Source organism: Wenyingzhuangia fucanilytica, assembly GCF_001697185.1.
Classification (GTDB): Bacteria; Bacteroidota; Bacteroidia; order Flavobacteriales; family Flavobacteriaceae; genus Wenyingzhuangia; species Wenyingzhuangia fucanilytica.
In genome coordinates this window covers 791,344-803,962 of record NZ_CP014224.1, presented here as the reverse complement: position 1 = coordinate 803,962, position 12,619 = coordinate 791,344, and the positions used below count along the sequence as shown (strand labels likewise).

Genomic DNA, 12,619 nt, shown 5'->3' with positions numbered 1-12,619 from the left:
TTATTTTTGAATGATAACAATCTCTTCACCCACTTCAGTTGCTACATCATACACATAAGATTTTTTTAAATCCACTTTTTCTTGATTTGACAATTCTGAAATAATAGGCTCTTTAATTTCTGGTACTTGATAAAAAGTATTTTTATTCACTCCTGAAGCTATTTTTAAAGCTTTTCCGTTTTGAGTTGTTAACTCATTATAAGAACGGATTCTTAAATTCCCTCCTAATGTAGACACAATGGTAGCTTTTACCACTTTTCCATCTTTCCACTCCATTTCTTTAATTTCAAAACCACCTCTAGCACGTAAACCTATTACATTTCCATCTTTCCAAACATCTGGTAAAGCAGGAATTAAATGAATGGCTTCATCATGACTTTGTACTAACATTTCTGTTAATCCTGAAGTAAATCCGAAGTTTCCATCAATTTGGAATGGTGGATGCGCATCTAACATATTTGCATACGTTCCTCCTCCTTTTGGAGAACCTGGTCTACCTACTAATTTAATTTGATCTCCCATTAACTTATAAGCGTGGTTTCCATCTAACAAACGAGCCCATAAATTAATTTTCCAGTTCATAGACCATCCTGTTGATGGATCTCCTCTTTGAATTAAAGTATTTTCTGCTCCTTTAAACAATTCTGGATTTCTGTATGGAGAAATTTGATTAGAAGGATACAATCCGTATAAATGTGAAACATGACGGTGATCATCTTCTGGATCGTCCAAATCTTCCATCCACTCTTGTAATTGATTGTGTTTACCAATTTGCATTGGAGGTAATTTTGCCAAAGTAGCTTGCATTTCTTTTACCAAATCTGCATCCACTTTTAAAATGTTAGCTGCAGCAATGGTTTTGGTTAACATATCATACACCAACTGATTATCCATTGTTGTACCCGCTTCTATATTTACACTTTTATCGCGTCCTTTTGGCCCATGCTCTGGAGAAATAGTTGGAGAAATAATTAACCATCCATTTTTAGGCTCTAGTGTTAAAAAACTCATAGAGAATTGTGCCGCTCCTTTCATGGCAGGATAAACTGTTTTTAAATATTCAACATCTCCATTAAACATAAATTTTTCCCATACATGCTGTGCTAACCAAGTTCCTCCTGTAGTCCACATTCCCCAAGTAGCTCCATCTACAGGTCCACAAATTCTCCATAAATCTGTATTGTGGTGGGTTACCCAACCATCGGCTCCGTACATTACTTTTGCAGTTTCTTGTCCAGTTTCAGACAATTCTCTAACCATTTGAATTAAAGGATCGTGCATTTCACTTAAATTAGTCACCTCCGCAGGCCAATAATTCATTTCTGTGTTGATGTTTACTGTATAAGCACTTTTCCAAGGTGGTGTTAAATCTTTACACCACAATCCTTGTAAATTAGACGGTTGTCCACCTGGTTGAGAAGAAGATATTAATAAATAACGTCCAAACTGAAAATATAAAGCTGCCAAAGAAGGATCATAACCTTGGCTAAACTCTTTAATTCTAACATCTGTAGGTTTTTTAGCAGCTTCTGAAGTTCCTAAATTTAAAGAGACTCTGTTAAAGTATTTTTGATAGTTTGAAACGTGTCCTTCTACTAAAATTTTATATTTTTTATTTTCTGCTTTCGCAATATATTCCTTAGCTCTTTTATGAGCATCTGCACTAACATCTTTATAGTTTACAAAATTGGTTGCTACGGAAATATATAACATTACACTGTTCGCTTTAGAAACAGATAAACTATTTTCTGTAGATGTAATTTTACCTCCATCAGGTACAATTTTTACACGAGCATCAAACTCTACTTCTCCTTTAATAGCAGGAGCACCCTTAGGCAATCTAAAACTCACATCTCCTCCAAAACCTGTCATTACCAAAACATTCTTGTTTTCTGTATACACAGAAACTTTAGAAGGCTCAGGACGATCCATAGAAGCAGTGAAATTGATTTTGCATTTTTTATCTGCCGTTAACTTCATTACAATTACATCATCTGCAAAAGAGGTAAATATTTCTCGCTTATACTCAACTCCATCTACTGTGTACTTTGTTGTATTAATTGCATTTTCAATATCTAACTCTCTATGATAATTTGTAGCTTCTTTTTCATTCTCAAAGTTCAACCTTAAATTCCCTACAGTTTCATAAGGCATTCCGTGTGCTATTTTAGAAATAAAATCACTGTTAGCTATACGATGAGCTTCATTATAATTTCCTTGGAACAACAATTCTCTTACTTTAGAAAGTGATTCTTTTGCTTTAGGGTTATCATTCCTATGTGGACCACCACCCCATAAAGTCAACTCGTTTAATTGAATATTTTCATTGGTAGGATTCCCAAAAACCATCGCACCCAAACGACCATTTCCTATTGGCAATGCTTCGTTCCAATCTGCAGCGGGAGCATCATACCAAAGTTTTAAATCTTTGTTTTGAGCATTACTGGTCATAAAACCAAGTAAAGCCATCACTAAAACGTGAAATATACTTTTCATTTTTTTCTCTTTTATTATTTTAAAAACCATTCTTAATTTTTTTAAAAACACCCATCATTAGGCTTAATATATTATTCACACAAAGACTTTGTTTTTACGACAAAACAAACATCAATTGATAGCAAAAAACGAATATATCTTATTTACAATACATACTCGTTTAAAATATTTCACTGTTCGTTTTTATAAATGTGACATGATATAACGAGTAGCATAATCATTCAATTCCTGTATTGATGGAGAAAGATGCTCCCCATGAAAACTATGCGCAGCATTCTTAATCGTTAGCAACTCAACATCTGCCTTTTTTTCTTTAGCTACTTCAACCATATAAGTGGAGTTTATAATAGGAAGCACATCATCTTTATCACCATGAATTAACAATATTGGTGGGCTTTTTCTGTTTAAAAGCTCTGTTGGACTCAATAGCTTTGCTAATGCTGGTTTTTCTTCTAAAGGAGCTCCTAAAAGTCTCTCAAATAACTTTCCATCTTCAAAAATAGAATTTGGTCTTAGTTCTGGAGCTACACAAGAAGTAAATGGAAAGTAAGAAACCACAAATTTAAAATTTGGATTGCATTTGGCAAGTTCATCATCACCCTTAAAATCTTTATTGTTACCTAAAGCAGTAACCAAGCTTAAATGACCACCTGCAGAACCACCCCAAACACCATAATTCTTTTTACTTAATTTATATTGTTTTGCATTCTTTAACAGAAATCTAGCTGCATCTTTTGCATCTACAGCTGCATCATAAGCATTCGATTTTCCTTTTGCCAAACGATATTCTATGGTTGCGCAAACTACTCCATTGTCTACAAGTGATTTTAGAGTCCCTAAAAAAGCTTTTTTAAGAATGTTATACTTGCTTCCTCCTGCCCATCCACCACCGTGAACATGTAACATCCAAGGATTTTTTGAAGTCATTTTATCGGCACTAGGATAAAAAATAGTCATATCTAACTCTTGTCCGTCAATCGTTTTATAGACCACTACTTCCTTGTTCGGAAATGTATCTAAAATCTTTTTGTCTTTAGCATTTTGTCCTGTTACAAATAATGGAGTACACAACATCACTAATAACAAAAGACTTACTTGCTTTAATTTTATAACTGTCTTATTCATTTATAATTTCTTTTAAAATTTTATACTTCTAAAATTCCCTGGTTCAAACGTTAACTTTTTTTGGTTGTATGTAATTTCTACAGCTACATTATTGTCTAACATTAATTCTCCATCTTTTTGTTTTAACACCACATTTCCAATTTCTTTTGCGGTGATGGTAAATCCTTTTGCCTCAATTTCTTTTCCGTTACCAACAAAAACAACCCAATCTCCATTCTGTTCGTTAGACACTAAAGTATAAGTAGCATCTGTTGCTATGTTTTTATAGTTTACTTTTTGATGATTTGCTGATGAAAAAACAACATCTTTACGACCTGATTTATGAGTAATGTTTAACCCTACAAATTCTGTATTTCCGTTTTCATCTTTAAAACTTACAATGTTTTTAATGCTTTTTCCTTTACTAGATGTAAATGGTTCGTAAACAGACACAAATGGTTTTTCCCATGCTGCACCGTGTTGTCTTGCTGCAAAAGTTAAATAAGGTTGTTTGTCAACTTCGTATGGCAATCCATGTTTTCCTTTAAATGCTTTGTTTGGTGGAGATTTAATTGAGAAAACCTCTCTACCTTCTGCTCCTTTCATCCATAAATTCATAAACACATCTTCTTTACCTTCTGGCATGTCTATTTTCCATTCAGCTTGGTAATCATCGTTTAGCTTTACAGATTTTTTACCCCACATATAATCAAAAGCGTATAAATGTCCTCCTGCAAAAGCCATTTCTTCACTTGGTTTTAAATCTAATGGATTTCCATCAGCATCCATTATTTGCATAGTTTGACCTAAATTGTGATAAAAATAATCGTGAAATTTATCTCCTTTTCTTTGTTTCTTAGAACGGAAAACATCAATGTAATATCCTGTTTCTTCTCCTGTTTTTACAATACTTACCAAACGAGTTTGATCGCTACGAGTTTCTGGTTCTAAAAAGTAAACATCAGAATAAGTAATATCTGAATAATATCCATCCTTTTGTTCTGATTTAGGATACTCACCCATCAAATCAAACGCATGGTAACTTAACATTTCTGTGTAAGAAGAAACTCCATCAACCATTACCGTATTATGCGCAGGAAATTGTGAATAATACTCCAAATAAATAGGTTGTAAATATCCTGCTCCTTTTCCAGGATCTGCTCCTTGCACAAAACCTTTACCATACAATTCCATGTTAATTCCATTGGCATGCATATGGTTACCTAAAGATCCGTTTAAAGAAACCATCATTCCGTTTTTACCTTGTCCCATTCTTTGCACATGCCAACTTACATTAGGAGCATAGAATGTTTGAGTAACATAATCTTTTAAATCTCCTTTTTTGTATTTAGTATTTATTTCTAAAGGTTTACTCACAAAAAACGAACTGAAATCCGCTTTAGGTTTTCTTTTTTTATCATCAGCCTTTTCTTGAGCAAACAATTTATACAAGGCAGTAAAATCTTTTTCTAACTCTTTGTTATTGTTAGCCTGAGCAATACTAATCATATCACTCATTGGTTCTGTTTTTAGCTCACTGTAATTGCTATCTCCAAAAGCAACTGTTTGCCCATTTGGAAATAAATATTGTGGCAACATATTAACTGCCTTTTCCATTACAGGAGTGTATGGTAAAATATTGTGATTAAAAGTGTTGTTAAAATCGTTGATAAAATGCACCAAATCTTTAGTTACTCCAATAGAATATCCTGGACACTCTGCCCAAACACCATTTTCTTTATCGTACCCATAATCTATAAATTTGTTTAAAGACCATTGGCGAGCCGATGTTTCGTTTAAAATATAATTGATGTAATACTCACGTCCTTTGTTATCATCATATTCCTCATTATCTTTTAAAACCATGGCTGCTTTTAAAATAATTTTTGCTTGATGTAAGTTCCAGTTGTTTTGTGGCACTCCGTTTTTAATGATTTGATCTGTCCAACGTTTGATAGTTTTATCATACATAGCAATATGCTCTGGGTGATTTGCCTCAATGTATGGATGTAAAAAATCGTATAACTCAGCCACCTTTATCAATACATTTTCGTGAATTACCTGGAAATTGGTAAATCCTACCAACGTTTGAATGTGTCCGTTTAATATATCAATAGGTTCACTTCTGTATGACATTCCGTGCATGTACGTATGGAAAATATCAAAAGAAAATTTAGCAAAATCTTTATCATTTTCTAACCAATGAATAAAAGCAGCATCGCGAGCAAGACCAATAATATTATCATTTATAGAGTAAATTACCCTACCTGTTTTAGAAATTTCTGCCCATTCAAACTCACCATTTTTTTGTCTATTTGGCAACCATAACCCTCTAGGATCATCCATATACGGTTTTATGTCTTCTAATTTTGGAGTTCCGTAGGGTGTTGTATAATCTCTAGAACCACAAAATTTTACCGTAGGTACAGGAGCTTCCCCGTCGGCATGAGAATAATTTATTCCGTTAACATAAATATTTGTAGATTTTGTTTTCCAATACATCTGCAACCTAGACACGATCCATTCTGAATCTGTAGTATGACGATTTACGTGTTCATCAATTTTATTGTGAATTCCTTGTAAAACTTCTTGAGCCCAAGGTTCTTTTTTAATTGTTTTTTCTAATCCTTTTTTTTCTGATTGAGTGATGTACATACGTGGATATCCATCTTCTAAATTTTTAGGCAAAGGAATTTTAGTTGCAGTTTGAGCAGTAATGATATTACTACAAAAAATGGCTAGAACAACTAGAACAGATCTATGTATCATAAAGTTTATTATTTATAAAATTTGATATTTATTACAAAGTAAGTAACAACAAGTTTGTTTTGATATAAAATATACTTCATACTCTATAAATTAAAACTCTTTAAAGCAAAAACCACCCTTAAGAAGGTGGTTTTATTACTAATTAGTAGAATAGTATTAAATATTATCTTGATTCACTTCTGGCATTTCGGCTGCTACCTTTTTTTGCCATTCTTTTAAATCTGCCGCTAATTTTTTTGCTTTTTTAGGACACTTATCAAATAAATTTTCTTGCTCTGCAATATCATCTTCTAGGTTATATAAGTATTCTTTTTCTGTTTCGTATTCAATAATATATTTCCATTTTCCGTTTCTAATTGCCGCTCCCATAGACAATCCTTCTTTTCTATGATGCGGAAAATGCCAATATAAAGACCTATCAAAATTCTTTTTGTTGTTTTTTAGTAATGGTAATAAACTCTTTCCTTCTAATTGCTTGTAATCTTTAACATCTCCACCTGCTAAATCTACCAAAGTTGGAAAAAAATCAACACTTGTTACAGGAGTTTTACAAACAGTTTCTGGTTTTACTTTTCCTGCCCAGTTTACTATTAAAGGTACACGAATTCCTCCTTCTAATAAAGTTCCTTTTTTTCCACTTAAAGGAGCATTTCCCCATAAACCACCATTGTCAGAATAAAAAATAACTACTGTATTTTCTAACAGATTTAAGTTTTCTAGCTTATTCATCACCTTTCCCACATTTTGATCTAACTTCTCTATCATGGCAAAATATTTATTACCATTAAACTTTTTAATGTTTTCTGTAGGAGCAGACAAAGGAGTATGTACCGTATAGGTAGCTAAGTTTAAGAAAAATGGAGTTTCTTTATTTTGTTCAATAAAATGAACAGCCTCATCTCCTAACCTATCTGTTAAATATTCCCCTTTTGGTCCATCGGTTATGGTACCATTTTTATAGGGTGAAAAATAACTTGCTGGTTGTCCGTATGCACAACCTCCAATATTAATATCAAAACCTTGTTTATCTGGATTATATGCTGGATTTATTATTCCATCTTTTGCATAAATAGAGCCTCCTCCACCTAAATGCCATTTCCCAATATACCCTGTTTTATATCCTTGCTTTTTTAAAGCCTCTGCTACTGTTACTTCCTCTTGAGGTAAATGGTCTAGAAAAAAAGCTTCTTTTAACTTTCTTCCCTTGTTAAGTTTGTCATAATATTTTTCCATTCCAATCCCTGGAATATGGCAGGTAATTTTAACACTTGCTGGAGATTTTCCTGTCACAATACTAGCTCTTGTAGGAGAACACACAGGTGCAGCAGCATAAGCTTCTGTAAATAACATTCCTGTTTTTACTAATTTATTTATGTTTGGTGTTTGTATTCCTTCTTTCTGGTTCATGAATTCCAAATCAGAATAACCCAAATCGTCAACTATAATAAATACAATATTAGGTTTAGACTGTGCTAATAGACTATTAGAATTGATAAATAAAAGTCCTAGAAGTATTAGGTAAAAATTATGTTTAATTTTCATTATGATGATTAATTTAAATTAAGTTGAAAAGGCCCTAATGGTAATGCTTCACTATTATAAACACTAACTGGAGGCTTTGGAAAAGGCATCCAACCATAACGGAGTTTAACCGGCTCTTTGATAGGGCTAATTACTTTTATAGATTTTTTGGAGGATAAAACCGCTATTGCCTTATGAAAGTTACCTTCTTTATCAGCTACTTCAAATCCAGTGATAATATCATTTTTTATATGCACCCCTTCTCCTATTTCTTTAAAAGTTAATTTGATATTTTCTCTCTTTACTTTCCATTTTTTTAACTCTGGAAAACCTGCCATTTTTGTTTTACTATAAACATTTTTTAAAGCTAATCTAACAGCTCTCTCTCCTATAAGTTGTTTGTCTTTTGGATGAATATTATTTTCATCCCCCAAATCAAAACTTACTACCATATAACTATTTTTAACATTGTTAATGGTTTGCTTTTGTACTTCTCTAAACTCTGGCCATAAAGTCCCTTTAAAAGCCGGTAATTGTACGGCTATAAAAGGAAAATCTCCTTGATTAAAAAATGTTCTCCACTCATTAATCATCATAGGAAATAGTTTTTTTGTCATGTTTACCATTTCCAAATTATCTGTATCAGATTCCCCTTGATACCATAAAACTCCTTTAAAAAACATATTTTTTAGCGGAGCAATTCCTGCCTCGAATAAAAAACTTGGTTCACATAACCAACGATAAGGAAACTTACCTACATAATAAGGTTGATTTTCTATTAATACATTTTTAAATGCATCTTTAGCTCTTTGTCTGTGAGCTGCTTTTACTTTATCGTTTTTTAACCAATCTTTATCAAAATAATGTTGGGTTAACGAATTTGATTTTAGTGCTTTTGAAGGAATCCAGTTATTTATTGCAGAACCTCCAACCGCTACTTGAATAATTCCTACAGGGGCATTTATTTTTTTAGTAAGTCCATTAGCAAAAAGCCATGCTATGGCAGAGGTTTTTTCTGCAGATTCTTTAGCACTAACTTTCCATGTAGCTTTAAAAAAAGTATCTGTTTGACACCTTTTTAATTCTTCCTCTGTATATCCGTTTTTAGCAACAGTTCTTATCTTTTCATTTTTAAAAATTCTGATACTATTATTATCTATCTCTTTAATTTGTTGACGATAGGTATCTATATTTTTTAATGGAAAATACATGTTAGACTGTCCAGAACAAATCCAAACTTCACCAATTAATATATCTTTAAAAATAATATTGTTTATTTTTAATAAATGGGGTTTAAAAGATGCTTTTCTTGCTTTAAAAGTAAGTAACCATTCACCATCTTTATTGGTAATTATTTCTTTTTCTTCATCATCAAACTTAGCTGATATTTTTGTTCCAACTTTTGCACTTCCCCATATGCGTATGGGTTTATTTTGTTGTAATACCATATGATCTCCAAAAACTTTAGCTACTTTAAAACCTGAAGTATGGCTTTGGTTGCTCCCAAAAACAACAAAACTATTTATAAAAAAAGTCATCATTAAAACATAAAGACCTAACCCTTTAATATTTTTCATATTTATGATTTTATTTATTTTGATAAGAAACCGGTTTATGATTTTTTATTCATAAAACTCTCAAAAACAACTGTTAAATCAATAGGATCTTTCATTTGTTTTTGTACCTCTTTGTATTCTTTAAACATTTTCTTTAAAATTCTTTTATGCTTCTCTTTATCAACAGCCAAATCATTCATTTCCATAGGATCATTTTTCATGTCATATAACCTTACCACATTAATAGTAGGGTACACAATCATTTTATAATCCTTGGTTCTGTACATTCTTTGAGAACCAAAATAGGCTCCGTAAACAGTTGGATATTTACTCTTTTTAACTTCTCCTTTTACTAAAGGTAACAAGCTATTAAAATCAATAGTAGCTGGTTTTTCTAATCCTGCCAATTCTAAACTAGTAGGCATTATATCTTGTAAATACACAAATTCATCTATTACTTTCCCTTTTGGTACATTTGGTCCACAAACAATCATAGGAACTCTCATACTTGCATCATACATATTTTGTTTTCCCATAAATCCATGATCACCAATAGCCAAACCGTGATCTGCAGTAAAAAAGATATAGGTATTTTCTGCTTTTCCTGATGCTTCTAAAGCGGTTAATATTTTACCTACTTGCTCATCCATATGACTAATACTTGCATAGTATTCTTGTCTGTTTACCTGAACTGAATAAGGGGTTCTAGGAAAAGGAGCTAATTTTTCATCACGCAAACCTCTACCTGCTCCCGCTGCTTGATTGTACGGATATTCTGAAATAAAATTCTCTGGAATTTCTATTTTATTTGCATCATACATATCTACAAAACGTTTGGGTGCTTGTTTAGGATCGTGCGGTGCATTAAATGCCAAGTACATAAAAAACGGAGTTTCATTCTGTTTGGCTTTTTCAATAAAAGCAATACCATTGTCTGCCAATACCTCACTCCAATGTTTTCCACCTTGCCAAAAACCTCCTAGTTCTTTGTTATACGGAGACCAAGTATCTGGCTTGTCTTTTTCAAAAGTACGTGCATATCTTCCTTTGGTTTGATTTGGCATACCTGGACGTACATCTTTAGTGTAATCAAAAATATCTTTTGGAGCAACCTCTCCAACATGCCATTTTCCTGACATATAAGTATCGTATCCTGCTTGTTTTAAATATTGAGGCCAATATTGTTCTGGCATTTTAAAACTTATATCGTATTTAGGATTGTTTTTTGGAGCATTGGGATCGTGAATATTTTTTCCTTTTTTAGAATAGGTAGCTGCATTCCATATAAACGCTCCTGTATTTAACATAGTTCTACTAGCCACACACACGGCTGGAGTAAAAGAACCTTGATTAAAAGTGTGTGAAAAAGAAACTCCATTATTCATTAACTTATCTAAGTTAGGAGTTTTAACTGGGCAATTTTCTAATGCTCCAATGGTGTTAAATGTTTGATCGTCTGCAAAAATAAAAAGGATGTTTGGCTTATTATTTTCTTGTGTACTTTGCGCGTACAGGTTACACATAAAAGTGCTAAAAACTACTAGTATAAATTTTAACTTCATTGTGAGTTTGTTTGTAAAATTAATATTGTTAATATTTTAATATTGATGCCGGTGGCAACGGAACATCGTTTTTCTTACGCCACTCGGTAAGTTCTTTTAATAATACAGAGCTTATTTTTTTGTTTATATCTGCTAAATTTTCAGTTTCTTTTAAATCGTCTTTCAAATTATACAACTCTAATTTTCCATCGTTTAAAAACTGAATCAGTTTCCAATTTCCTTTTCTAATAATAGAACATGGCGGATTTTTATAAGTACTAGCCAAATGCCAAAACAAAGGCCTTTCTTTAAACGAATTGTTTTTTAACACGGGAAGAATAGAAGTTCCATCTAACACTCCCTTATAATCTTTTATGTTTGCTAAATCCAAAAAGGTTGGAAAATAATCCATTCCACAAATAGGCGTTTCTGAAATTCCAGCCTTTACTTTTCCTTTCCAATTCACAAAAGCAGGTACACGAATGCCACCTTCGTAAATAGTTCCTTTGGCTCCTCTTAAACTATTTGTATTACTTTGCAAGCCATTAAATCCGTTGTCTGATGTAAATATTACAATGGTATTTTCTCGTAAACCTTGTTCATCCAAATAATCAAAAATACGTTTTACGTTTTCATCAATAGCAGCAATCATCGTAGCATAACCTGCTATTTCTTCCAAGCGTTTTTCTCCTTGTCCTGTTACAACATCTGGAGTTTTATTTAAAAAATTTTGATATTGCTCGTTGCTTCTAGGTACCGTTGGTCGGTGTGGTGCATAGTAATGTAAATTCACAAAAAAGGGTTCGTTTTTATTTCTTTTGATAAAGTCAATCGCATCATCTGTTAATCTATCGGTTAACCATTCATCCTTTTTTTTATCTTTTATAAACGGATTTTTAAACGGTGCTTTGTAACCACCACTTTCTGCTTTATACCCTTTTTTGTATCCACGAGCAGGATCTCCCCACCAAGTACCTCCAACATTTTCATCAAACCCTTTTCCAATAGGGTAATATTGTTGAATTTCTGCTGATTGATGTTCTTGTAACCAATCTAAACTTCCGTTAGCAGGTTGTTTTAAAGGCTTTTTAAATGGATAATTTGTTTCTTCCTTTGGATTAGGTCCTACCACATGCCATTTTCCTAAATGGATAGATGTGTACCCAACTTCTTTAAGTGGTTGTGCATACATGGTGTGTTCTAAATCTACTGTCCAACGTGAAAAAATGTTGTGTTCAACATCTCCTTTTTCTAATACAGGTACATTGTAAACACCCGTTCTAAAAGACTGCTTCCCCGTTAACAAAGCTGTTCTAGAAGGCGAACAAGTTGGGTACATATATGCATCTGTAAACACCATACTTTCTTTAGCCAAAGCATCTAAATTAGGAGTTTCAAACCATTGGCTCCCCATAAAACCTACATCTTGCCAACCCAAATCATCGGCCATGATAAAAATGATGTTTGGCTTTTTCTCTTGTGCACAAGCGGATAGAAACCAAGTACTTATTATAACAGCAAATATGCTTTTAATTTTCATTTATATTTAATTTGATTTGTCTGCATTTTAAACAAACGCTGTGTTTATGTCATGCTGAACTTGTTTCAGCATCTCATACTATTTTAAACAAC

7 protein-coding genes are annotated in these 12,619 nt (G+C 32.6%); all 7 read right to left on the bottom strand.

Translation table 11 applies throughout. The annotated features are described in order from the left end of the window. A complete protein-coding gene (locus AXE80_RS03385) occupies nucleotides 1–2,496 on the bottom strand; it encodes a glycoside hydrolase family 95 protein (protein WP_068828643.1) in 2,496 nt (831 codons plus the stop codon). 183 nt (nucleotides 2,497–2,679) lie between these two features. Continuing rightward, the gene (locus AXE80_RS03380; protein ID WP_157359339.1) at nucleotides 2,680–3,621 is read right to left on the bottom strand and encodes a prolyl oligopeptidase family serine peptidase; all 942 of its coding nucleotides are present in this window, start codon (nucleotides 3,619–3,621) and stop codon (nucleotides 2,680–2,682) included. 12 nt (nucleotides 3,622–3,633) lie between these two features. After that, nucleotides 3,634–6,369, bottom strand: coding sequence for an endo-acting ulvan lysase-like protein (locus AXE80_RS03375; RefSeq protein WP_068824475.1), 2,736 nt, complete (start codon nucleotides 6,367–6,369; stop codon nucleotides 3,634–3,636). Between the two features lie 156 nt (nucleotides 6,370–6,525). After that, on the bottom strand, nucleotides 6,526–7,911 hold the full coding sequence (locus AXE80_RS03370) for a sulfatase (RefSeq protein WP_068824474.1): 1,386 nt from the start codon (nucleotides 7,909–7,911) through the stop codon (nucleotides 6,526–6,528). Between the two features lie 8 nt (nucleotides 7,912–7,919). Continuing rightward, on the bottom strand, nucleotides 7,920–9,467 hold the full coding sequence (locus tag AXE80_RS03365; protein ID WP_068824473.1) for a sialate O-acetylesterase: 1,548 nt from the start codon (nucleotides 9,465–9,467) through the stop codon (nucleotides 7,920–7,922). A gap of 35 nt (nucleotides 9,468–9,502) precedes the next feature. Further along, the gene (locus AXE80_RS03360; RefSeq protein WP_068824472.1) at nucleotides 9,503–11,008 is read right to left on the bottom strand and encodes a sulfatase family protein; all 1,506 of its coding nucleotides are present in this window, start codon (nucleotides 11,006–11,008) and stop codon (nucleotides 9,503–9,505) included. Nucleotides 11,009–11,036: 28 nt separating this feature from the next. Continuing rightward, a complete protein-coding gene (locus AXE80_RS03355) occupies nucleotides 11,037–12,527 on the bottom strand; it encodes a sulfatase (RefSeq protein WP_068824471.1) in 1,491 nt (496 codons plus the stop codon). Between the last annotated feature and the right edge of the window lie 92 nt (nucleotides 12,528–12,619).